Consider the following 23,620-nt stretch of genomic DNA (forward strand, 5'->3'; position numbering starts at 1 on the left):
GTCCGCTGCGGCGCCGATTTTTGTCAGTCACTGAAAGTATTGATTTTGTCAGCCTGTGACGTTAATCTCGCCGACATGGGCACCATGGCGGATCTCACATGGCCGGAGGCGGGCGAACGCGCCGCCGCCGGCGCGATCCTCGCCGTGCCGGTCGGCGCGACCGAGCAGCACGGGCCGCACCTGCCGCTGTCCACCGACACCGACATCGCCGCCGCGCTCTGCGCGCGGTTGGCTGCCGCGCGCACGGATGTCCTTGTGGCGCCCGCGATTCCGTACGGATCCAGCGGCGAGCACGCGGGCTTCGCGGGCACCCTCTCCATCGGGCAGGCCGCGCTGGAGCTGCTGATCGTGGAGCTGTGCCGCTCGGCCACCGACACCTTCGACCGCGTCCTCGTGGTGAGCGGGCACGGCGGCAACCTGGAACCGCTACGCCGCGCAGAGGAGCTGCTGCGCAGCGAATCGCGTGACGTCCGGGTTCATCTGCCCAGCTATCCGGGCGGTCTGCACGCAGGCCGCGCCGAGACCGCGCTGCAGCTGGCGCTGCGCCCCGACCTGGTGCGCGCGGACCGCGCGGAGAAGGGCGACACCCGCTCGCTCGCCGAGTTGCTGCCGCTGCTGCGCGCCGGGGGAGTGCGCGCGGTGAGCCCGAACGGCGTGCTCGGCGATCCCGCTGGCGCGCACGCGGAGGAGGGGCGCGCCCTGCTCGCCCGGCTGACCGACGACCTGACCGAGAGAACCCGGCACTGGTGGCCGGTGGCCGTCCCCGAAAGGACTTAGCTCATGAATCCCTGGTTCGAAACCGTCGCCGAGGCGCAGCGTCGCGCGAAGAAGCGGCTGCCGAAATCGGTGTACGGCGCGCTGATCGCCGGTTCCGAGCGCGGTCAGACCATCGACGAGAACCAGCAGGCCTTCACCGAACTCGGTTTCGCGCCGCACTGCGCCGGTCCGATCGGCGAGCGCGACCAATCGACCTCGGTGCTGGGCCAGCAGCTGTCGATGCCGGTGCTGATCTCGCCGACCGGTGTGCAGGCCGTGCATCCCGACGGTGAGGTGGCCGTGGCGCGGGCCGCCGCCGCACGCGGTATCGCCATGGGGCTCAGCTCTTTCGCCAGCAAGCCGATCGAGGAAGTGATCGCGGCGAATCCGGCCACCTTCTTCCAGCTCTACTGGTGCGGCGGCAAGGACGAGATCCTGCAGCGCATGGCGAGGGCGAAGGCGGCGGGCGCGGTCGGGCTCATCCTGACGCTGGACTGGTCGTTCTCGCACGGCCGCGACTGGGGCAGCCCGGTGATCCCGGAGAAGCTGGATCTGCGCACCATGTTGAAGTTCGCGCCGCAGACCCTGGCTCGTCCGCGCTGGCTGGCGACCTACGTCCGCTCCGGGCACATTCCCGATCTCACCGCGCCCAATATGGCGGTGGGCGACGGCCCGGCGCCCGGCTTCTTCGGCGCCTACGGCGAGTGGATGGGCACGCCCGCGCCGGACTGGGACGACGTGCGCTGGATCGTCGAGCAGTGGGACGGTCCGGTGATGCTCAAGGGCGTGATGCGGGTCGACGACGCGCAGCGCGCGGTCGACGCGGGCGTCACCGCCATCTCGGTCTCCAACCACGGCGGCAACAACCTGGACGGCACCCCGGCCGCCATCCGCGCGCTGCCGGTCATCGCGGACGCCGTCGGCGGCCAGATCGAAGTCGTCCTCGACGGCGGCATCCGCCGCGGCAGCGACGTCGTCAAAGCCGTGGCGCTTGGCGCACGCGCGGTGATGATCGGCCGCGCCTACCTCTGGGGCCTCGCCGCCAACGGACAGGCGGGCGTGGAGAACGTGCTCGACATCCTGCGCGGCGGCATCGACTCGGCGCTGCTCGGCTTGCGCAAGACGGCCGTCACCGACTTGGACCGTGACGATCTGGTGGTGCCCAACGGTTTCGAACGAGCGCTCGGTGTTCCGCAGCGCTCGACGGCGAAGGTGGTGCCCGCCTCGGCCTGAGGTCGCTCAGCTCGGCGGCTGCCGCCGGTGGTGCGCGAGCAGCGTGTCGTAGATGTCGGCCAGCGCGCTGAGCTGTTCGCGGTCGAGCGCGTCGATCATGTGCCTGCGCACGCTGCGCACGTGCGCGGGCGCGGCGGTGCCGAGCACATCGGCGCCGCGCGGGGTGAGTCGCGCGGCGGTGCGGCGGGCGTCGTCGGGAATCGGCTCGCGCACCACCAGCCCGCGCTTCTCCATCCGGGTGATCTGGTGCGAGAGCCTGCTCTGCGACCACTCCAGCGCCTCGGCCAGATCGGCGAAGGTGAGCCGGTGGTCGTCGGAGCCGGCGAGGTTGGCAAGCACCGAGTACTCGACGTAGGTGAGGTTCGACTCCCGGGAGGAGTCGCGCCCCACGGCGGCCGCGATGAGGTCGCGCGTGCGCACGAATCCCAGCCAGGCCCGCATTTCCACATCGTCGAGCCACTGCGGATCGGTCACGACAGCCTCCAAACTCTGACGTGTCATCTACATTGCCTCGCTGTGGTCGTGTCGAGCGCGACAAACTTCGGATCTGACAGGTAGCACCACCGGGGTTGAACGTGCAACCTTTTGTGCTGCTTACCAATGGGAGACCCGGGGCCTTGCGTCCTGTGCCGAGGGTCGGGTGTGGGTCACTGTGTCCGCCAGCACTATTAGGTTTGCCTAACCCGGAGTCGGTCGCGGCCCGTGGATAGGCTCCCTGTGCTTGTGACCAGCCGGGCTCGGGCCGCCTGTGGCCGCTGGTCCGCTCGAGCCCCAGCCTCACCCGAAGGAGTGCGATCCGTGACCGCCCCGGAGTTCCGCTATTCAGATCTGCTGCCGACCGGCGCCGACGACACGCCGTACCGGCTGCTGACCACCGAGGGCGTCAGCACCTTCGAGCACAACGGACGCACGTTCCTGCAGGTCGATCCCGAGGCGCTGCGCCTGCTGACCACCGAGGCGATGCACGACATCAGCCACTACCTGCGCCCCGCGCACCTCGGCCAGCTGCGCAAGATCATCGATGACCCGGAGTCCTCGGGCAACGACCGCTTCGTCGCGCTCGACCTGCTCAAGAACGTCAACATCTCCGCGGGCGGCATCCTGCCGATGTGCCAGGACACCGGCACCGCGATCGTCATGGGCAAGAAGTCCGAGGGCGTGCTGACCGGCGTGGACGACGCCGAGTGGATCAGCCGAGGCGTGTACGACGCCTACACCAAGCTGAACCTGCGCTACTCGCAGCTGGCTCCGATCACCATGTGGGACGAGAAGAACACCGGCTCGAACCTGCCCGCGCAGATCGAGTTGTACTCCACCCAGGGCGATCCCGCGCACCCGTCCTACAAGTTCCTGTTCATGGCCAAGGGCGGCGGTTCGGCCAACAAGTCCTTCCTCTACCAGGAGACCAAGGCCATCCTGAACCCCACGCGCATGCTGGAGTTCCTGGACGAGAAGATCCGCTCGCTGGGCACCGCGGCCTGCCCGCCCTACCACCTCGCGGTCGTGATCGGCGGCACCAGCGCCGAATTCGCGCTCAAGACCGCCAAGTACGCCTCGGCGCACTACCTGGACAACCTGCCCACCGAGGGCTCGCTCGCCGCGCACGCCTTCCGCGACCTGGAGCTCGAGGAAGAGGTCTTCAAGCTCACCCAGGAGTTCGGGATCGGCGCCCAGTTCGGCGGCAAGTACTTCTGTCACGACGTACGCGTGGTGCGGCTGCCGCGACACGGCGCCAGCTGCCCGGTCGCGATCGCGGTGTCCTGCTCGGCCGACCGGCAGGCGCTGGCCAAGATCACCCCGGAGGGCGTGTTCCTGGAGCAGCTCGAGCGCGAGCCCGCGCAGTACCTGCCGGAGCAGACCGACGAGATCCTCGGCGGCGACGTGGTGAAGATCGACCTCAACCGGCCGATGTCGGAGATCCGCGCGGAACTGTCGAAATACCCTGTCAAGACCCGGCTTTCGCTGACCGGTCCGCTGGTCGTCGCCCGCGACATCGCGCACGCCAAGATCAAGGAGCGGCTGGACGCGGGCGAGCCGATGCCCGAGTACCTGCGTGACATGGCCGTGTACTACGCGGGTCCGGCCAAGACCCCCGACGGCTACGCCTCCGGTTCCTTCGGCCCGACCACCGCGGGCCGGATGGACTCCTACGTCGATCAGTTCCAGGCCGCGGGCGGATCGTTCGTCATGCTGGCCAAGGGCAACCGCTCGGCGCAGGTCACCAAGGCGTGCAAGGAGCACGGCGGTTTCTACCTCGGCTCCATCGGCGGCCCGGCGGCCCGGCTCGCGCTGGACTGCATCAAGTCGGTCGAGGTGCTGGAATACCCGGAGCTGGGTATGGAGGCGGTCTGGAAGATCGAAGTCGAGGACTTCCCGGCGTTCATCGTCGTCGACGACAAGGGCAACGACTTCTTCGCCGAGACCCAGAAGCCCATCGCGCTGCGGGTGCGCACCCGGTCCAAGGAACGGGTCTGAGACGCCCGGTTCCCCCTGCTCACCGGCGGCGCGAGGCGGTCGGCTGACTTCGCCGCGCGGTGTCGGGCGGGACGTGCGGACATGGCGATGTCACCATGATCACCGGTGTGGCATCGCCGCCCTCCCGAGGCACCCTTAGCGGGGTAGGTCGATGAATTTCGAGCGAGGAGGGCAATGAGTACGTCGTTTCGCGTCTCGGAATCGGCCGGGCGACGGCTTGTCGCGCGCGCCGCGCAGGAGGGAACCAGTTCGACCGCACTGCTGAACAGGTTGATTCGGGAGGGGGTCGACCAGTTGGAGCACCCGGGGATCGTGTTCCGTGGGCCGATCCACGACCGGCGGGCCGCGCTGGCCGCCGGGCCGGAGATCTGGGAGGTGGTCGCCCGGCTGCTCGAGTTGGAGGGTCCGGTGGAACAACGGATCACCGTGCTGAGCGGGCAAGCCGATCTGCAGTCCCGGAAGATCCATACCGCGCTCGCGTACGCGCGGGAGTACGGGGTGGAGATCGGCGCCAGGATCGGTCGCAATCGTCAAGCCGCCGAAGCGATTCAGCGGGGCGAGCCGATCTAGCCGGAAAGCCGACCGGTTGGTCGCTGCGCCGAGGCCGTTCGCGGGCCTCGGCGCATCTTTGTTTCGGGGCCGCGAAAAAGGCTCGCGGCGCGGAGTATTCGGACAAATCGCTCCGGCTCGTCCGGCGCGTAGGGTCGGTCCGATGTGGGCGATCGTGCAGACCTGGATCCCGGATTCCGACGGCGGCTTCGGCGAAGTGATCACCGAGACCTGTGAACGCGTCGCGGTTCGAGATGTCCTGGTGGAGACCGATGTTCCGGTCGGGGTCGGTGACCGTGTCCGATTGGAGTACATCGACGGCGAGCTGGTGCGGGTCGTCCGGGCGCAGTAGGGGATTGGTAGCAGCGCCCACTCGACTGTGATCCACAGCACTGGATAACTATGTGGACAGCGATCTTTCCTGTGGATAGTGGGATTGGCGGGCAAGCGGATTGGGGATCGGATGGGGCGATCTGGGGCCGGGATGTAGCCGTTCGCTATCACTGCTGGTTATCCACACGCCTGTGGATTCGGGAGGTCGGGAGGCGGCTCGCCGGGTTTCTCTCCACAGGTAATACACACGAAATCGTCGGTGTGAACCCTGAGTTGGCATGGACTGCAGGTTTCCGGCGGTGATGGTGAGGTCGTACCGGTGCCGCTCCGGGGGTGTGCTCGAAAGGACCGTCCAGTATCGGCTCGCCGCCCGGGCAGCCGCCCTTTCGCTGCCGAGCGGAGAGGAGTGGCTTCGACTGGAGCGGTGGTGCAGCCGAAGTGCTTGTCGGGCAACCATTTTCTTTCTCGGTTCGCGGGTTCCGACTGCTGCGCGGGTGATGGGAGTCGGGTGGGGGATGCCGAACCCTATGGCGCGCCGAGATCGAGACCCGGTTGGAATGGTGTGGTGTCGGGTGCCGCACGGGACCGGTTTGCCAGGTGCCGCATCGCAATCGACGCCGAGTGTGTTGTGGATCTCCCGATCGTTCCGAGCCGGGGAGCGGGTGGTGGCCCGCCACTACTATGGCGCCCATGCTGCTGTGGAGTGAGGGCATCGGGAAGGGGATGGCGGTCGGCGTACTGGCGGCGGCCGCGATCGGGAGCACTGCCGCACCGCAGGCGCTGGCGGCCCCGGCCGGACAATGGGAGGTCGTCGGTTCGGCCGCGGGCACCGAGGGACTCGATCCGGTGCTCGCGGTGGCCTACACCCTCGCCGAGAACGCGGCGCACGCCGAAGACGTTCCGCTGTGGATCAACTCGGGTCACCGCGGCTACGCCGAGCAGCAGGCGATGTGGGAGGACGGCATCGCCACCTACGGCAGCCCCGAGGAGGCGCGCCGCTGGGTGCTGCCGCCCGAGGAGTCGACCCACGTCGCGGGTCAGGCCGTCGACGTCGGTCCGCAGGAGGGTGCGCAGTGGCTCCGAGAACACGGGAACCGCTGGGGTCTCTGTCTCACCTATGCGAACGAATGGTGGCACTTCGAAGTCGCCACCGTCCCCGGCGGCGCCTGCCCGACGCCGCGCACGGACGCCAGCGAACGCTAGGACTTGGCCGACACTGCAACCCAGACGTTGGGCGACGCTGTGACTGGGTGTGGCCCGGCCTCCGGTGAACGCTGTGTCTGGGTGTGGCGTGGCCTCTGGCGAACAGTGTGTCTGGGTGTGGCCAGGCCTCCGGCGAACAGTGTTACCGGGTGCGGCCCGGCCAACGGCGAACACTGCGACCGGTTCGACCCGGCCGTCGGCGACCGCCGAAACTCGTGCCGGGGACAGGCCCGGAAACGCGAAACGCCGCCAGGATCACCCGGCGGCGCTCAGTCCCCCGGCACCGGCGAACGGTGCCACGAACGGGGTGCCGACGTCCCACAAGCGCCTCTCGGCGAGTGGTCGCTCGAAGCGACTGAAAGGGGTGCGGCCCGGGGCTGTCCGGACGCCGACGGTGAGCTTCAACGGGCCGCCGCGCGGATCTATTCCGCACCCGCTGGCGTGACGTGCGCTACTCGTCCACGTCGAGACGGGCCGAGACGTGTCACCTCGGGAATGCGCTGCGGTTCGTCCGCGCTGGGACGGGTTCAGGTTCGATCACTCAGGAGTGCGTCGGCGGAGTCGGGGCCCGGCCGAGGACTTCGGTCGGGACGATGCGCTGCGCGCCCAGAACCTCGAAGCCGAGCAGGGTGCCGGAAGCGCTGAAGTCGAGAACCACGGTTCCGCCCTCGACCGGGGTGACGATCTGCCGGGTCGCCTCACCGGGCGCCACCTCGTCGGCGATGGTGAAATACGCGGCGTCGGCGGCCGGGTCGTAGGTCATGTGCATGTCCGGGTCCTCCGTCGCGTCGCCGTTCGGTCGTGAGCACTTCACGGTAACTCCGATCCGGCCGGACCGCCGAGTCGCGAGCCGTAGCCCGGTCGCCCGCGCGGTGGTCAGCGCACCGGTGCGGGCTCGGCCTCGGGTTCGGTCGACGCCGCTCGTGCCACGGTGCGGCTCGCGTGCCGCGGCAACACCCAGAACAGGACGAACGTGCTGGTCAGGCTGATCGCGCAGACCGCGACGACATACCAGGCGATCGCACCGGACCCGGCGCCAGCGGTCCACAGCGCCGTCGCGATGAGCGGCGCGAGTCCGCCGCCGAGAATGACGGAGATCTGAACGATCAGCGATGTCCCCGAGTACCGCACCGCGGCGGGGAACAGATCCGCGATGATGATGCCGCCCACGCTGTGGCTGATCGGCAGGACAACGCCCATCCCGATCAGCGCCAGGAAGACCACGACCCGATCGCCGGTGTTCAGCAGCGGGAAGTAGACCGCGCACCACGCGAGCAGCGCCGCGGTGCCCGCGAGGAAGACCCGTGCGGTGCCGATCCGATCGCCGAGCGCGCCCCACAGCGGCATGGTGGCGCACCACACGACGGCGGCCACGATGACGCCCGCCAGCAGGAAGTCCCTGTTGAACCCCAGCGTCTTGGTCCCGTAGGTGAGCGTGAAGACCATGAAGATGTACACCACGGCCGAGGTCGCCACCGCCGCCAGCAAGATCAGCGTCAGCCGCGGCAATCCGACGCGCAGCGCGTCGCGCAGCGGAAACGCCGACACCTCGCCGCGTCGCAGCAGCCCCGCGTACTCCTCGGACTCGGTGACGCGCAGCCGCACCACCAGCCCGACGACCACGAGAATCACGCTGAGCAGGAACGGAATCCGCCAGCCCCAGGACAGGAACGCCGCATCGGACAGCAGCGCGCTCGTGCCGAGGAACATCGCGTTGGCCAGGATCAGCCCTGCGGGCGTGCCCATCTGCGGGAAGCTCGCATATCGGTTGAGCCGCCCCGGCGGCGCGTGCTCGATGGAGAGTACGGTCGCGCCCGCACCCTCGCCGCCGAGACCGACGCCCTGCGCCAGTCGCAGCACGACCAGCAGCACCGGCGCCCAGAACCCGATGCTCGCGTAGGCGGGCAGCAGGCCGATCAGTGTCGAGCTCACGCCCATCAGAATCAGCGACACCACCAGCGTGGTGCGTCGCCCAAACCGGTCGCCGAAGTGCCCGAACAGCAGCCCGCCGATCGGGCGCGCGCCGAAACCGACGGCGAACGTGCTGAACGCCGCGAGGGTGCCCGCGGCCGGGCTCAGCGAGGGAAAGAACTGCTTGCCGAAGATCAGCGCCGACGCCGTGCCGTAGAGCATGAAGTCGTACCACTCGAGTGTGGTGCCGACCAGGGTCGCGGCGGCGACCCTGCGCGGTGCGGACACGGCGGTGGAGCGGGGTGGAACAGAGGTCACTGCGATCCGTTTCAGCCGACGGGCGCGGGAGCGCCCGGCATGTCGTCGAGGGTTAGTCCGCCCTCGATGGTGGTGGGCACCCTGCGGCGGTTGGGGGAGCCGAGGGCGGTGGTCAGGTCGCTGCCGTCGTGTTCGGCGAGCAAGTCGCCGCTGTCCCACACCAGCAGCGTCGCGCTCACCGTGTTCTCGGCGGTGGAATGCGCCAAGTCGTAGTGCGCGCAGCCCGGCACGTGCGGGTAGGTGATCCACAGGTCGTAGCCGGTCATGAACAGGTCGAGGTCGAATTGCACGCTCAGGCCCAGCAATTCGCTGCGGCCGTTGTCGTCGACGCCCGCGAACGCCTCGTCCAGCGCGAGCAGCCGCGGCGCCTGCGGATCGGCGGAGTCGAGCATGACGTGCGCCGCCGCGAACAACGGCAGGTGCAGCGACACCGACTGCTCGCCGCCGGACAGCGCGCTGTGCCTGGCGACGGTCAACTTGTCTTCGCTGCCGTCGCCGGAGATCAGCGTGAACGAGAACACCCGCCACGTGCGGTAATCCAGGGTGGCGGCGAGGATCTCGGGGTAGGAGCGTTCCGGGTGCGCGGCGCGCGCGGCGCGGATCTCGGCGGCGAAGTGCGCGCGGATCGCGGCGAGATCGTCGGAGCTCAGCGTGGTGGCGTCACGATCGAGCAGCTTGCACATCGCCCGCGCGGCATCGGAGAGATTGTCGGCGAGCACCCAGTGCACGCCGATGGTGTTGCCCGAGGACATCCGCCGCTGCTTCATCTCCGCGCCCATCTTGGCGATGAGGTCGCGTGCGTCGCTGGTGCGTTCGTGGATCTGCTGGGCGAGCCCGGTGAGCAGCGCGTCCTCCAGGATGCGTCGCTCGGCGTCGGTGAGCAGCAGCTCCTGGTCGTGGCGCGCTTGGTCGATGCGTCCGGCGAAGTCGGCGAGCGCGGCTAGGCCGTGCTCGTCCTGCACCTGCACCACGGTCAGTCCGTCGGCCGCGTCCCACTGCAAGCGGTAGTCGCGGCCGGACGCGGCCAGCGCGGCGTCGAACTCCTGCAGGGCCGCGGTCACCGCGCTCCGGGTGGACTTGCGCGCCGCCTCGCCCGCGCGCACCGACTCCGTTGCCGCGGCGAGGCTTTCGAAGAGCTCGGCCAACTCCTCGGGCAGCACCCGCGGTTCCTGTTCCGGACCCGCCTGGGTGATGCGATAGAGCAGCTGTTCGGGCGTCGACCACGCCGCGTCGCTGCTCGGCCATCGGCACTCGGGCGCGGCGCCGAGCAACGACAGCAGATCCGGCTGGGCATACGGGGCAAGGCTTTTCACGTCGGCGAGCACCTCGGTGAGCGCGGTGCCCAGCGATTCGTGCGCGGTGCGGTAGGCGGCCTCCGCGTCGCCGACCGCCTCGATGGCCGCGTTGGCGGCCTTGCGCGCGGTCTTCTGTTCGGCCCTCGTCGCCTCGATACGCTGCCTGGCCTGCTCGAGTTCGCGGTCGATATCGGCCGCGCCCGCGCCGAGCGCCTCGCGCAGCGTCTCCAGTTTGCGCAGCTGCTCCTGGTAGCCCGCCTCGGCCGCCTCGGCCTCCTCGGCGAACGCCTCGGCCAGGTCGCGCGCCTCGTCGTGCCGGTCGGCGCCCTCGCGTTCGCGTTCGCGTTCCCGCTCGTGGTCGGCGCGCAGCCGGAGCAGCCCGGTGCCGGTGTTCTCGAAATGCCGGATCGCGGCGGCGAGCGCGTCGAGTTCGCGCGGTTCGCGCGGCGCGCGGTGCGCGACGGCGGCGGCCCGCAGCTTCTTGTCGATGGCGGCGACCTCGGCGACCGCTTGGTCGAGATCCTTCTCGGCCTGCGCCGCGGACTCCGAGCGAGAGCGCATGACGCCCGCGGTCTCCGACACCGCGCGCAGCGCGGCGGTGACCGCGGCCGGGCGCGGAAGCGCCTTGGCGGCGGTGGTGATTCGAGCCAGTTCCGCGTCCGCCGCGTCCGCTTCCTCTCGCGCGACGCGCTGCGTCTCGGCGGCCGCGTCCAGCGTGTGCCCCAGCTCGGCGAGCCGTAGCTCGCGGCGGCGGGCGCGCGCGGTCGCGCCGATGAACTCGGCGTCGGACTTGTGGTGCCTACCTACCTGCACGCCCTGCCGGAATCCGCCCGCGCCGCTGATCGCGACGCCAGCGGCGCCGTCGAGGTCGTCGAGCAGGGCGATCGAGGCGAGCACGTCGGCGACGACCTGCCGCGGCACGGCCAGTCCGTCGGCGTCGTTCTCCACCACCAGCACGTCCGCCAGGGTGCGCCCGGCGGGTCGGCCCTTCGGCGGCAGCGGGACGAGGAATTGATCGCTGCGGTAGTCGTCGGGTAGCTCGTTTTCGGCGCATACCCAGGCGTCCAGCAGACCGGCGGCGTGCAGCGCGGCCTCGATACCGGCGGCGGTCTCGGGCGAGACATCGTCGGCGAAGCGGACCAGCCGCCACAGCGGAGCGCCGGGACGACCCGCTCGGTCGTCGGTGCGCGCCGCGGCGTTCGGCGGCGCGTCGTCGCGCTGCGCGCCGACCCGGTCGCGCTCGGCGGTGAGCTCGGCGATCTGTTCGGCCGCCGCCGCGGCGCGCGCCTTGGCCGCGAGCCGACGGTCCCGCAACTCGTCCAGCAGCGGTTCGGCGCGTTCGGCGAGCACCTCCGCCACGCCCGCCGCGTCATCGGATCCGACCTTCGCCAGGGCCGCGTCGAGGGCGTCGAACAGACCGCCGCCGAGCGGGAGATAGCACTCGCGGTGCGCGTCCCACCAGGCGCGCAGCGCCGCCGCGGCCTCGGTGCGGGCCAAGGTCACCGCCGCCTCGGCGTGCGCCACCTCGGCGGCGGCCGCCTCGCGCGCCTGGACCGCGCGCTCGGCCAGGCGTTCCGCCCTGGTCCGCTCGGCAGCCGCGGAATCCATGAGCACCAACGCTTTACGCACCGCGCGCACGTCGGCGTCGCGCTCCTCGGCCCGGGCCCGCACGGTCGCGGTGAGCTGATCGCCGCGAGCGTCGTCCGGCAGCGCCGTCCACGCGATGCCCGCCTCCTCGGCGGCGGTACGCAACTCGTCCTCGCCACGGGACAGCGCGGCCGCGGCCTGCTGCACGGCGGCGCGGGCCCGCTCGGCCTCCTGGGCCCGCTGGTCCAAGGTCTGGTTCGCCTTGAGCGCCTTGTCGCGGTGCACCGCCGCCGAGGTCTCCAGCCTGCGCACCGCGTCGGCGAGGTCGTCGAGCTGCTGTTTGCCCTCGTAGGCGCTGGAGCGTTGCAGGGTCTCGCGATCGGTCAGTGCCTGCTCGTAGGCGCGGTCGGCGTCGTCGGCGCGGGCCTCCGCGGCGGTGCGCTCGGCCTCGCGGCGCTCGCGCAGCGCGGTCGCGGCGAACAGGGCGGTGCTGGCGTGGGTGACCGCGTCCAGCCGCGCGCGCACCTGGTCGACATCGGTCTTCGCCTGTACCGCAAGGTATTTCCGGTACACGCCGACGAAGGCGCGGGTGGCGGTGTCGGCGTGCACCAGGCCCTCGAGCGTGCGGCCGACCTCCTCCATATCGCTGAAGGAGCGCGCCGCGTCCAGGATCAGCTGCTCGTCGAGCGGGCGCAGGCCGTCGGTGAGCGCCTGGGATAGCCCGCGCGGATCCAGGTTCTTGGCCAGCTGCGGACGGCGCAGCGTCAGAATGAGATTGATGAGCTGGTCGTAGCGCTGCTGACCGAGGCCGAACATGCGGGCGTCGATGGCGGCCCGGTATTCGACCGGCCGGTCCACGATGGAGTCGGTGCCGATCTGCTCGGCCAACTGCTTGCGGGTGAACGGGCGGTCGTCCGGCCCGATGAGCGAGAAGTCGACGCCCACCCGGCCGTCGGCGACGAAATACCAGCGGGTGACCTTGTCCGAGGATCGGGTGGCGCGCATCCCGATGCCGACGGTGACCACCTCGGGGTCGTCCCACTTCCCGCGCGCGAACTCCATCCAGACATAGGAGTAAGCCGACTCCTGCTTGCGGTACAGCAGATTCGACTTCATCGTGCGTTCCTCGCCCGCGAACGGATTGAGCCTGCGCGGCTCGATGCGACCGTCCAGCACGAAGGGGAACAGCACCTCGAGCGCCTTGGTCTTGCCCGAACCGTTGGGTCCGCGCAGCACCAGCCTGCCGTCGGCGAAGCAGAACTCCTGATCCCGGTAGTCCCACAGGTTGACGATTCCGGCGCGGGTCGGGAGGAAACGCACTCCGCCGTGGATGACCGACATGTTCAGATCCCTTCCGTACCGGTGCTCGAGGCCCCGACCGTGTCGGCGGCGGTGACGAACAGTTCCGCGGCCCGTTTGGTGCGCACGGTGACCACCGCGCCGCGGTAGCGGGCCAGCGCGGGCAGTACGAGCAGCCCGTCCTCGACCACCTGGATCAGGCGCAGCCGCGCCAGCAGCGCGGTGACCTGGGCGGTGAGCCCGGGCACGTCGGCCTGCCATTGCGCGGCGAAGGTGACGCCGTAGCGGTCGGTGAGGGCACGCACGGTGTCGCGCACCCAGTCGGCCGCGACGAACGGGTACGTCGCCTCGGGTTCGTCCACCGTCGAATCCGCCTCGCCCGCTTCGGGTTCGAACGGCAGGTCGGCCATCGGGGCGAACAGCGTGGATTCGGGGATGGCGTCGTCCAGTTCGTCGGCCAGCGTCTCGCCCGGCTCGGCCCTGCGCGGGCGGCGGGGGAGCGGATGGTCGATGTCGAGGACGACGTCGGCGATCTCGCCGACCAGCAGCAGCGCTACCTGGGCGAGCGTGCCGGTTCCTGGAAAGCGCACATCGGACAGCCGCCCGGAGGTGTCGATGAGCGCGACGCCCTCGGCCCGGCGTTCGGCGCGCAGACCGGTGAACAACTCGACATCGGCGACCGTGCGCTCCTGCGCCAGCACCGGGCGTTCCTCGGGAGTCAGATCGTCGGCGTAGACCACCGGCCGCTCCACCAGCGCCCGGCGCACCCGGCGGGCGAGTTCGCCGGACTGCGCGGCGGGCTGACCGGCGGTGACGGCGGGATCCTCGGCGAGCAGGCCGCGCACGCTGTGCAGATGCTGGAGCGCCCGTGGCGGGCGGAACAGCGCGAACACCACCGGCCGGTCGATGTCGTAGAGCGCCTCGCCCGCCTCGGGATCGGCCGCCCAGCCGCCCGCGTCACCGTCGGCGAGGGTGAGCGCGCCGCGCGCGGCCAGCCAGCCGACCGCGTCGACGAACGCGTCGCGGTCCGCCGCGCGATCCGGGGCGAGCTCGAGCCCCTCGATCCGCGCCGTGTACGCCGCGACCTGGTCGGCCAGTTCGGAGAGCGTGATCTGATCGCCCGCGCGGCCGAGCGCCGCCAGCGCCAGCGCGAGGTAGGCGTAGCGGCGGCGGTCGAAGACGCGATCGTTCACCGTGCGCGCGGGTTTGCCGCCGTCCAGCCGGTCGATCACCGGGTAGACGCGCGCGGTGGTCTCGGTGACCTCGAGCCGGTAGCCGAAGAGTTCGGCGAGGTCCTCGCGCAGTTCGGTGGCCCACCGGCGGATCAGCGGCAGCGCGATCCGATCGGGATAGGTGCGGGTCACCAGGTGATTGGCCAGGATCACCCTGGCGGCGCGCTGATAGTTGTCCAGCGCGAGCGCGTCGATGCGACGTGCGTGAATCATGCCGCGCCCCCTGTGGTTTCGGAGTCGGCGGTGTCCTTCCCGCGTCCGCGCTCCGGATGCCCGCCGCGAGACTTGGTCGCGCGGACGTCGAGCTTGCGGTTGTTCAGGTGCAGCAGACCGCGTGAGGTCCGCACCACGGTTGGTTCCGGGTGTTCGGAGACCGTGAGCGTCACGCCGCTGTCGGAACCGGTGGTTCCCGCCACCCGGCCGGTGACCGGCACCCAGGCGGTCGAGGCGGCGTCGAGCAGCCGCAGCAGGACCTCGGTCTCGCGCTCGTCGAGCACCCGTTCGTGGACATCCGCGGCTGCCAACGACTGCGCGGCCTCCGCCCTGGCTCGCTGCGCGGCCAGCTGGGCTTCGCGCAGACGGCGAATACCCGCGTCGTTGCGCTGGATTCGGCCCGGCGCGCCCGCCGAGGGCGGCCGTCCGGTCTCGGCCAGCGTGCGCGAGATCTCCAGCGGCGGCGCCTCCCACCAGGACCGCGTCGCGGGCACGATGTCGGCGTCGGGATGCTCCATGGCCAGGTGGCGGGGTCTGCCGAGCCCGAAGACCGCGTCGAAGAGCGCGTGCGCGCCGTCCGCGGTCGGCGCCGCGGTGAACCAGCCCGCCAGGTGCCGCAGCGCCGATTCCCGGCTCACCCCGCCGCGGCGCGTCTCGGTGACCCGCCGCAGCAGCGACAGCACGGCCGCGATCGCGCTCATGGTCGCCTCGCGCAGCCGGTCGGCCTCGGTGGACTCGCCTTCGCCGCCCGAGGTGACGAACCAGGTGCGCAGACCGTGCCAGCGGGCGCGCCAGTCCGCCTCGCGTTCCACGGCGCTCAGCAGTACCCGCTCGTCGCAGCTCGCGGCGCGGGCGATGAGCTCGTCGACGCCGGTCTCCTCGATCTCGCCGATGGCGGCGGCCAGCCGCGGCAGGAAACGCGCCAGATCCATGCTGAACTCGCGCATGTGCGCGAGCAGCGCGTCCTTGTGCGCCAGGAACGACTCCGGGGTGATCTCGGTGGTGCGCACCAGATCGCCGAGCGACAGGTAGAAATGCGCGGCGCGCGCGGCCATGTCGGACAGCGCCGCGTCCAGCCTGCGCAGCGTGCGGTAGACGCGCTCGGCGTCGCCCGCCCGGTTCGCCTCGGCGAGGGTGTGCAGGTCGGCGAGCAGTTCGGGCAGCACGAGCCGGGACAGCGCCGCCTCGTCCAGCCGCGCCTCCAGCACGCCCGCCACCGCGCGATAGGCCTGGAATCCGGCCTGGGAGAACTGGTAGACGTAGTGCCGGTTGCGGTATTCGGCCAGCGTCGCGGCCCTGGTGCCGTCGTAGCTGCGCTCCAGCACGCCCCACTGGTGCAGCTGGTCGAGCAGTGGTCCGATCTCCGCGGCGCTCAGCGGCGCGGCGTCGGCGCGCCGGAAAAGGCCGGGTTGCGCCTCGGCTGAGGCGGTTTCGTCCGCGTCCGGCGACGCTCCGCTCTCCGCGACCCGCGCCCGTCCGCCGTTGCGCCGAATCCAGTCCGCCACGTCGTCGGCGTGCAGCAACACCACGTACGCGGCGCGTGCGCTGTCGAATGCCCGCAGCACCCACAGGTATTCGGCGCGCTTCTCCGCGGTCGCGAAGGAGAACAGCCGCAGCCGCTCGTCCCACAACGCCGCTGAGCCGGGCTGGTCACCGAGGGCGGCTGGGCCGGGCTGATTACCACGCGTGGCCGGGCCGGGTTGTTCGTCGAGCGCGGCTGAGCCTGGCTGTTCACCGAGCACGGCTGAACCCGGCTGGTTACCGAGCACGGCTGAACCCGGCTGGTTACCGAGCACGGCTGAACCAGGCTGGTCACCCGGGGCGGCTGAGCCGGGCCTATCGCCGTAGGGCGGGCCGTCGTCGGAGTCGGTCACCGGCAACAGGGTAGTAGCGGGCCGGTCGCCGCCGCCAAGACCGACCCCCGTTCGGCGTGGCTGTGTCCGCCGCGCCGCGGTTCGCCCGCCGTCCGCCGCGCCCCGCTCACTCGGTGGACAGCGCGCGCAGCTGCTCGAGGTAGCAGCGCGTGCGCGGATCGCCCGGGTAGCGTTCGATGATCTCGCGCGCCACCTCGCCCGCGATCCACATCAGTGAGGGCAGCGAGCGGCGTTTGCCCGCGAAGGCGCGCATGCCCTCGGCCACGGCGAGTTCGAGGTCCCGGTTGCGCACGGCGACGACGGCCAGCGTCAGGTGCGCCTCGGAGACGCGCATCGGATTGCGGATGGTGCCGTCGGCGCGGGTGGAGTTCCGGATGACCTCGCGGGCAAAGGATTCCGCGAGCCGATCCTCACCCGCCACGCGGCAGCAGTCCATCGCGTAGAAGTCGAACTTCTGCGGATCCACCACGAAGTGGTTGTCCAGGTTCGCCGGATGGTCGAGTCGCTCGAGGATCGCCCGGCCGATGCCGAGCGCCCGCTCCACCTCGCCGCGGTCGCCGAGCCGAGCCCACGCCTTGGCGCGTTGCGCGGCGAGTTGCACGCCGACCCCGAACTCGCGACTGTCCTCCAACGCGCCGTCCACCGCTTCCACAGCGCCCCGATAGTTACCTTGAGTGAGCGCGAACCAGGCCGCCATTTCCGCGGCCCAGCCGGTGATCTCGCGATGTCCGGCCTCGTTGCCGAGCGACCACGCCGCGCGCCTGGTGGCTTCCGCCGAGGTGCGGCGGCCGAGGTCGTAGTCGACGCAGCCGACCAGCAGCGCGACCCAGCCCGCGAGCACCAGGATCTCCCGGTGCTGGGCCAGCGTCAGCCGCCCGTCCAGCAGCGAGGTGATGCGGCGCAGCCAGGACGTGCCCTCGGCGTGCAATTCGTGCGGATCGGCGTAGGCGTACTCGCAGCACAGGCGCTCCGCGGTGATCCGAACGGCGTCCAGGGTCGCGGCGGACACATCGGACATGCGCAGCCTGCCGATGAATTCCAGCGTGTCCATCCCAGTGGCCGAGAGCAATTCGTCGTCCCGGTTCGGCCTGGCCTTGGGGAAGAACGCCGCGGTGACGGTGTCGAAGGCGGCGGCGATGATGGGCGCGTAGAAATCGTCGGGCCGCGACTCGCCCGACTCCCAACGCCGCCAATTGCGTAGCAGCGTGCTGTCGGTCGGCAGATTGTGCGAAGACTTCGCACGCATCACGCGGACTGCGTCCGCCTGTGACCACCCCCTCGCATCGCGCTCGGAACGCATCCGGACAGCCCAGACGGGTCGATCGTCTCCAGCGGCCACGGTTGTAGTATCGCACCAGTTAACGCGCGGCGGCCCGGATAGGGCATCTAGATGTCACTGGGTTGACACCTGCATTCGCAGTTTTGCGTCAGCGATCCTGGAGAAGGAGCGGTCGGATTGCCCGATTCGCAACTGTAAGTACAGATGCAAGGCCGAGACCGCCCCACCGGCAGTACCCTGCACGGGAAGATCCAAACGAGAGAACAGCGGCCCAATCCAACGGAGGTTCGGGTGGAAGCGTTGATCTATGGATACTTGCGTGACGATCTGGCCGACGGCCACAGCGAAGAGCTCGAGCGGGCGATGAGCACGCTCGCCCAAGCCGAAGGGCTTTGCTTCGCCGCAACATTCCATGAATCGACAGCGGGTGACGGCACGGCGTTCGCCGAGCTGACGCAGGAACTCAAGCGCGCCGACGCACACCACGTGGTGGTGCCCTCACTCGATCACTTTGCCGGCCAGACTATTCCGCGCGACATTCTGATCGCGAAGCTGGCCCAGGAGGCGGCGGCCCAGGTCTGGACCGTCGAGGAGGTGCGGGCGACGAGCGTCGCGGCCCCGCCACCCACCGCCTCATGAGCAACCCGGATCCGGAGGATGCGAGCAACACCTGACGGTGTTGCTCGCACCGGGGGGACAGAGTCGTCGTATCGCTCGCTCGGCGGACGAGCTGATGTCGTGCTCACACGGGGGATACAGCCGTCGTCGTGCTGCGGGAATACCGGCGAGCCAGCCGATCACAACCCGAAACTACCGGGACCCCTTCTGCGCAAGTACTTTTCGAACTCCGCCGCGATCGCGTCGCCATCGATCTTGGCCATCGCGTCGTTCAGATCGACCGCCGCGTCACCGCGCTCCTCGAGCGAACGCACGTACTCGGTGATCTCCTCGTCGCCGACCGTCATCTCGTTGACCGCGGCCTCCCACTCCTCGGCCTGCTTGGGCAACTCGCCCAGCGGCACCTCGATGTCGAGCACGTCCTCGACCCGGTGCAGCAGTGCGATCGTCGCCTTCGGATTCGGCGGCTGGGACACGTAGTGCGGCACCGCCGCCCAGAACGACACGGCGGGCACCCCCGCCTTGACGCACTGATCCTGGAGGACGCCGGTGATGCCGGTCGGACCTTCGTAGCGGGTCTGCTCCAAGCTGAAACGCTCGGCCGCTTCCTTGCTGTAAGCGGAACCGGTGACCGGGACGGGCCTGGTGTGCGGAGTGTCGGCGAGCAACGCGCCCAGGATCACCACGGTCTGCACACCCAACTGCTCGATGAACTCGAGCAGATCCCCGCAGAAGCTGCGCCACCGCATGTTCGGCTCGATCCCGCGCAGCAACACCACATCCCGGTCGCTGCCGGGCGGGGAACACACCGAGAGCATGGTGGCGGGCCACTGGATTTCCCTGGTCACGCCGTCGACCTGACGCACCGTCGGCCGATTCACCTGATAGTCGTAGTAATCCTCGGAATCGAGTTCGGCCAGCGGCTCGGCGTCCCAGATCAGTTCCAGATGCTCCACGGCGCCGCTCGCCGCGTCACCGGCGTCGTTCCAGCCCTCGAAGGCGGCAACCAGCACCGGATCCCGCAACGTCGGCAGTTCCGAATCGGAAGTTTCACTGGGGTTCACCCGGTCAGCCTACGGTGTGCGCTCGCCCGGTGCTGTATCTATTGGCGCGCTTCGCGCGCGTGTTCCCGGCCCCTGGTGTCTCGCGTCCGAGACCGCGAGTCTCGCGACTGCGACGCATGCGCCTCGCGGTCTCGGACGCGAGACGGGCCGGGAACGGGCTCGTAGGACTCGCCCTCGGGGTGGCTGGGAATGTAGGTGTGGCCGTCGGGTGGCGTTGTGCGCCGAGTCGTAGTGGCGGCAGCCTCGAGGCGGCGGTGCGGTCTTCGTTCGGATGTGGCGCCCCTCACGCTCACCGAGGAGATCCGCAGGCTGTTGGTTACCGGTCGTACCCGGCCTTTACGCTTGTACCCATGTCTGTGTCCAATTCCGCCGGGTTCGATACCACGCTTCTCGACACGCTCAGCCGGCGTGTCGTCATCGGTGACGGCGCGATGGGCACGATGTTGCAGGCGGCGGATCTGACCCTGGACGATTTCCGCGGGCTCGAGGGCTGCAACGAGATCCTCAACGAGACCCGGCCCGACGTGCTGCGCGACATCCATCGGGCGTACTTCGAGGCGGGCGCGGACGCGGTCGAGACCAACACCTTCGGCTGCAACCTGCCGAACCTGGCCGACTACGACATCTCGGACCGGATTCGCGATCTGTCCGAGCGCGGTACCCGTCTGGCCCGTGAAGTGGCCGACGAGATGGGCCCGAGCGAGGACGGCACGCCTCGGTACGTGCTGGGTTCGATGGGTCCCGGTACGAAGTTGCCGACGCTGGGGCACGCGCCGTACACGGTGTTGCGCGACGCCTACATCGAGGCGGCGCTGGGCATGCTGGAGGGCGGCGCGGACGCGATCCTGATCGAGACCTGCCAGGACCTGTTGCAGGTGAAGGCGGCGGTGACGGGCAGCAGGCGGGCGATGGAGCGCGCGGGCCGCCGGATCCCGATCATCACCCACGTGACGGTGGAGACGACCGGCACCATGCTGGTCGGCAGTGAGATCGGCGCGGCGTTGACCGCGCTCGAGCCGCTGGGCATCGACATGATCGGGCTGAACTGCGCGACCGGCCCCGAAGAGATGAGCGAGCATCTGCGGCACCTGTCGCGGCACGCGAAGATCCCGGTGTCGGTGATGCCGAACGCGGGCTTGCCAGTGCTGGGCGCCAAGGGCGCCGAGTATCCGCTGACGCCCGAGGAGCTGGCTGTTTCCATGCGCCAGTTCGTCAGCGAGTTCGGGTTGGCGCTGGTCGGCGGGTGCTGCGGCACCACGCCCGAGCACATCCGCCAGGTGCGCGAGGCGGTGCGCGAGGTCGAGCCGACGCTGGCGCCGATCGTGGAGCGGCGCACGCCGGTGCACGAGCCGAGCGTGTCGAGCATGTACACGGCGGTGCCGTTCGAGCAGGACGCCTCGGTGATGATGATCGGCGAGCGCACGAATGCCAACGGCTCCAAGGCTTTCCGCGAGGCGATGCTCGCCGAGGACTGGCAGAAGTGCCTCGACATCGCCAAGGACCAGACGCGTGACGGCGCGCACATGCTGGATCTGTGCGTCGACTACGTCGGTCGCGACGGCACCAAGGACATGGAGGCGCTGGCTTCGCGTCTGGCGACCGCGTCGACCCTGCCGATCATGCTGGACTCCACCGAGACGCCGGTGCTGCAAGCAGGCTTGGAGCACTTGGGCGGCCGGTGCGCGGTCAACTCGGTGAACTACGAGGACGGCGACGGGCCGGAGTCCCGGTTCCAGCAGACCATGCGGCTGGTCGCCGAGCACGGCGCCGCGGTGGTCGCGCTGACCATCGACGAAGAAGGCCAGGCTCGCACCGCCGAGAAGAAGGTCGAGATCGCCGAGCGCCTGATCGCCGACATCACCGGCAACTGGGGTCTGGCCGAGTCTGACATCATCATCGACACCCTGACCTTCACCCTGGGCACCGGCCAGGAGGAGTCGCGCCGCGACGGCCTGGAGACCATCGAGGCGATCCGGGAACTCAAGCGCCGCCACCCGCAGGTGCAGACGACACTGGGTCTGTCGAACATCTCCTTCGGTCTGAACGCGGCCGCGCGGCAGGTGCTGAACTCGGTGTTCATGCACGAGTGCGTCCAGGCGGGGCTGGATTCGGCGATCGTGCACGCCTCCAAGATCCTGCCGATGAGCCGGATCCCGGACGAACAGCGCGAGACGGCGCTGGACCTGGTCTACGACCGGCGCGCCGAGGACTACGACCCGTTGCAGAAGTTGATGGCGTTGTTCGAGGGTGTCTCGACGTCGTCGTCCAAGGCCTCGCGCGCCGAGGAGCTGGCGGCGTTGCCGCTGTTCGAGCGGCTCGAGCGGCGCATCGTCGACGGCGAGAAGGCCGGGATGGACGCCGACCTGGACGCGGCGATGACCGAGGTGCCGCCGCTGCGGATCATCAACGAGACGCTGCTCGCGGGCATGAAGACCGTCGGTGAACTGTTCGGTTCGGGGCAGATGCAGCTGCCGTTCGTGTTGCAGTCCGCGGAGGTGATGAAGGCCGCGGTCGCCTACCTCGAGCCGCACATGGAGGCCACCGACGACTCCGGTAAGGGCCGTATCGTGCTGGCCACCGTCAAGGGCGACGTGCACGACATCGGCAAGAACCTGGTCGACATCATTCTGTCCAACAACGGCTACGAGGTGGTCAACCTCGGCATCAAGCAGCCGATCGCGACCATCCTCGATGCCGCGGTGGACAAGAAGGCCGACGTCATCGGCATGTCCGGGCTGTTGGTGAAGTCGACCGTGGTGATGAAGGAGAACCTCGAGGAGCTCAACGCCCGCGGTGTGGCCGATCAGTTCCCGGTGCTGCTCGGCGGGGCCGCGCTGACCCGCGCCTACGTCGAGAACGATCTGACCGAGGTCTACGAGGGCGATGTGCACTACGCCCGCGACGCGTTCGAGGGCCTGCGGTTGATGGACGACATCATGACCCGCAAGCGCGGCGGCGGTCTCGACCCCGACAGTCCCGAGGCCGTGGCAGAACGGGAGAAAGCCGCCGAACGCAAGGCCCGCCACGAACGGTCCAAGCGGATCGCCGCCCAGCGCAAGGCCGCCGAGACCCCCGTGGTGGTGCCCGAGCGCTCGGACGTCGCCGCCGACCTGCCGGTGCCCGTGCCGCCGTTCTGGGGCACGCGGGTGATCAAAGGCCTGTCGCTGCACGAATACTCGGGCCTGCTCGACGAGCGTGCGCTGTTCCTCGGCCAGTGGGGTCTGCGCGGCCAGCGCGGCGGCGACGGGCCCTCCTACGAGGAACTGGTGGAAACCGAAGGCCGCCCCCGGTTGCGGGCCTGGCTGGACCGGCTCTCCACCGAGGGCGTGCTGCAGCACGCGGCGGTGGTCTACGGCTACTTCCCGGCGGTGTCGGAAGGCGACGAGGTCGTCGTGCTGACCGAACCCGATCCCGCCGCGCCGGAGCGGTACCGGTTCCGTTTCCCGCGCCAGCAGCGCGACCGGTTCCTGTGCATCGCCGACTTCCTGCGCTCGCGCGAACAGGCCGTGGCCACCGGCCAGGTCGACGTGCTGCCGTTCCAGTTGGTGACCATGGGCCAGCCCATCGCCGATTTCGCCAACGAACTCTTCGCCGCCGACAACTACCGCGACTACCTCGAGGTGCACGGCATCGGCGTCCAGCTCACCGAGGCGCTAGCCGAATACTGGCACCGCCGTATCCGCGAAGAACTCGTCCTGGAAGGGCATTCGGTCGCCGAATCCGACCCGGACGACGTGCAGGACTACTTCAAGCTCGGCTATCGCGGGGCGCGCTACTCCTTCGGCTACGGCGCCTGCCCCGACCTCGAGGACCGCGCCAAGCTCGTCGACCTGCTCGAAGCCGATCGCATCGGCGTCGTGCTCTCCGAGGAACTCCAGCTACACCCCGAGCAGTCCACCGACGCCTTCGTCCTGCTGCATCCCGAGGCGAAGTACTTCAACGCCTGATCGGTTCGGCGCGAATGGCGGCGCGTCGCGGCGCCGCCATTCCCGCTGTCCGTGGCGCCCCCGGACCGGAGAGCTGTGATGGTGCTCACCGGGGTGATGGGCGGCGCTTGTCAGAGGGCTCCGCTCTGTTTCCTGCCGCTGACCTGCGGATAAGCGCGGAGCAACCGGCCGCCGAACGGTCGTGGCACAGATATCCGGTACCGGCGGGTACGCTCGAATGTTCGAGGCTACCCGGGTATTCGACCGTCCGGTCCGCGACAGCGGGTCGACGCGGCTGGAGTCTGTCGGGTGGGTATGCCATTGTCGACTAGTTGCAACTGCATCCGGAGCAGTCGGCGGATGCCGTTCGTCTCGCTGCTGACGGGTGCGAAGCACTTCGGAGCGTAGGGATTTCGCCGGAAACCCGCTGGGCGCGCCGGAGTGCTCGACGGCTC

At 69.9% G+C, this 23,620-nt stretch carries 16 protein-coding genes; 8 read left to right on the forward strand and 8 right to left on the reverse strand.

Annotated features, from left to right (window positions below):
* Nucleotides 1-75 precede the first annotated feature (75 nt).
* Both mftE and mftD read left to right on the forward strand, forming a co-directional pair.
* The gene (mftE, locus tag AB0H49_RS08850; RefSeq protein WP_355002496.1) at nucleotides 76-777 is read left to right on the forward strand and encodes a mycofactocin biosynthesis peptidyl-dipeptidase MftE; all 702 of its coding nucleotides are present in this window, start codon (nucleotides 76-78) and stop codon (nucleotides 775-777) included.
* 3 nt (nucleotides 778-780) lie between these two features.
* Entirely contained in the window at nucleotides 781-1,989 is a 1,209-nt protein-coding gene (gene mftD / locus AB0H49_RS08855) for a pre-mycofactocin synthase MftD (protein WP_357248954.1), read from the forward strand.
* 6 nt (nucleotides 1,990-1,995) lie between these two features.
* Here the strand turns inward: mftD and AB0H49_RS08860 are convergent, their stop codons facing one another.
* Complete coding sequence (locus AB0H49_RS08860; protein ID WP_355002498.1) at nucleotides 1,996-2,463, reverse strand: MarR family winged helix-turn-helix transcriptional regulator; 468 nt, start codon at nucleotides 2,461-2,463, stop codon at nucleotides 1,996-1,998.
* Between the two features lie 324 nt (nucleotides 2,464-2,787).
* Between AB0H49_RS08860 and AB0H49_RS08865 the strand changes: the two genes are divergently transcribed.
* The 4 genes from AB0H49_RS08865 (at nucleotide 2,788) to AB0H49_RS08880 (ending at nucleotide 6,549) form a co-directional block, all read left to right on the forward strand.
* A complete protein-coding gene (locus AB0H49_RS08865; protein WP_357248959.1) occupies nucleotides 2,788-4,464 on the forward strand; it encodes a fumarate hydratase in 1,677 nt (558 codons plus the stop codon).
* 174 nt (nucleotides 4,465-4,638) lie between these two features.
* Complete coding sequence (locus AB0H49_RS08870; protein WP_355002500.1) at nucleotides 4,639-5,034, forward strand: hypothetical protein; 396 nt, start codon at nucleotides 4,639-4,641, stop codon at nucleotides 5,032-5,034.
* A gap of 142 nt (nucleotides 5,035-5,176) precedes the next feature.
* A complete protein-coding gene (locus AB0H49_RS08875) occupies nucleotides 5,177-5,365 on the forward strand; it encodes a hypothetical protein (protein WP_355002501.1) in 189 nt (62 codons plus the stop codon).
* A gap of 671 nt (nucleotides 5,366-6,036) precedes the next feature.
* A complete protein-coding gene (locus AB0H49_RS08880) occupies nucleotides 6,037-6,549 on the forward strand; it encodes a M15 family metallopeptidase (RefSeq protein WP_357248963.1) in 513 nt (170 codons plus the stop codon).
* A 541-nt stretch (nucleotides 6,550-7,090) separates the two neighbouring features.
* Here the strand turns inward: AB0H49_RS08880 and AB0H49_RS08885 are convergent.
* From AB0H49_RS08885 to AB0H49_RS08910, 6 genes are all read right to left on the reverse strand, one after another.
* On the reverse strand, nucleotides 7,091-7,363 hold the full coding sequence (locus AB0H49_RS08885) for a DUF2283 domain-containing protein (protein ID WP_355002503.1): 273 nt from the start codon (nucleotides 7,361-7,363) through the stop codon (nucleotides 7,091-7,093).
* Nucleotides 7,364-7,425: 62 nt separating this feature from the next.
* Complete coding sequence (locus tag AB0H49_RS08890) at nucleotides 7,426-8,778, reverse strand: MFS transporter (protein ID WP_357248966.1); 1,353 nt, start codon at nucleotides 8,776-8,778, stop codon at nucleotides 7,426-7,428.
* An 11-nt stretch (nucleotides 8,779-8,789) separates the two neighbouring features.
* Nucleotides 8,790-13,001: a TIGR02680 family protein gene (locus AB0H49_RS08895; RefSeq protein WP_357248969.1), complete on the reverse strand. Its 4,212-nt coding sequence runs from the start codon at nucleotides 12,999-13,001 to the stop codon at nucleotides 8,790-8,792.
* A 2-nt stretch (nucleotides 13,002-13,003) separates the two neighbouring features.
* Nucleotides 13,004-14,401, reverse strand: coding sequence for a TIGR02678 family protein (locus AB0H49_RS08900; RefSeq protein ID WP_357249063.1), 1,398 nt, complete (start codon nucleotides 14,399-14,401; stop codon nucleotides 13,004-13,006).
* A complete protein-coding gene (locus AB0H49_RS08905; protein ID WP_357249066.1) occupies nucleotides 14,401-16,020 on the reverse strand; it encodes a TIGR02677 family protein in 1,620 nt (539 codons plus the stop codon). The genes AB0H49_RS08900 and AB0H49_RS08905 overlap by 1 nt, the downstream gene beginning before the upstream one ends.
* Before the next feature lie 364 nt (nucleotides 16,021-16,384).
* Complete coding sequence (locus AB0H49_RS08910; RefSeq protein WP_355002506.1) at nucleotides 16,385-17,524, reverse strand: XRE family transcriptional regulator; 1,140 nt, start codon at nucleotides 17,522-17,524, stop codon at nucleotides 16,385-16,387.
* Between the two features lie 324 nt (nucleotides 17,525-17,848).
* Between AB0H49_RS08910 and AB0H49_RS08915 the strand changes: the two genes are divergently transcribed.
* A complete protein-coding gene (locus tag AB0H49_RS08915) occupies nucleotides 17,849-18,196 on the forward strand; it encodes a hypothetical protein (RefSeq protein WP_355002507.1) in 348 nt (115 codons plus the stop codon).
* Nucleotides 18,197-18,354: 158 nt separating this feature from the next.
* Here AB0H49_RS08915 and AB0H49_RS08920 read toward each other — a convergent pair whose 3' ends face one another.
* Complete coding sequence (locus AB0H49_RS08920; protein ID WP_355002508.1) at nucleotides 18,355-19,239, reverse strand: PAC2 family protein; 885 nt, start codon at nucleotides 19,237-19,239, stop codon at nucleotides 18,355-18,357.
* 350 nt (nucleotides 19,240-19,589) lie between these two features.
* Here AB0H49_RS08920 and metH point away from each other — a divergent pair, with 350 nt between their 5' ends.
* Nucleotides 19,590-23,186 carry a methionine synthase gene (gene metH / locus AB0H49_RS08925; protein WP_357248973.1) on the forward strand — a complete coding sequence of 1,199 codons (3,597 nt, stop codon included), beginning with the start codon at nucleotides 19,590-19,592 and terminating at the stop codon, nucleotides 23,184-23,186.
* Nucleotides 23,187-23,620 lie beyond the last annotated feature (434 nt).

Source organism: Nocardia sp. NPDC050713 (genome assembly GCF_040654315.1).
Classification (GTDB): domain Bacteria; phylum Actinomycetota; class Actinomycetes; order Mycobacteriales; family Mycobacteriaceae; genus Nocardia.

Coding starts and splice junctions, on each gene's coding strand:
- mftE (WP_355002496.1), top strand. CDS start 76: ATGGGCACCATGGCGGATCTCACATGGCCGGAGGCGGGCGAACGCGCC.
- mftD (WP_357248954.1), top strand. CDS start 781: ATGAATCCCTGGTTCGAAACCGTCGCCGAGGCGCAGCGTCGCGCGAAG.
- AB0H49_RS08870 (WP_355002500.1), top strand. CDS start 4,639: ATGAGTACGTCGTTTCGCGTCTCGGAATCGGCCGGGCGACGGCTTGTC.
- AB0H49_RS08875 (WP_355002501.1), top strand. CDS start 5,177: ATGTGGGCGATCGTGCAGACCTGGATCCCGGATTCCGACGGCGGCTTC.
- AB0H49_RS08880 (WP_357248963.1), top strand. CDS start 6,037: ATGCTGCTGTGGAGTGAGGGCATCGGGAAGGGGATGGCGGTCGGCGTA.
- AB0H49_RS08895 (WP_357248969.1), bottom strand. CDS start 13,001: ATGTCGGTCATCCACGGCGGAGTGCGTTTCCTCCCGACCCGCGCCGGA.
- AB0H49_RS08910 (WP_355002506.1), bottom strand. CDS start 17,524: ATGCGTGCGAAGTCTTCGCACAATCTGCCGACCGACAGCACGCTGCTA.
- metH (WP_357248973.1), top strand. CDS start 19,590: ATGTCTGTGTCCAATTCCGCCGGGTTCGATACCACGCTTCTCGACACG.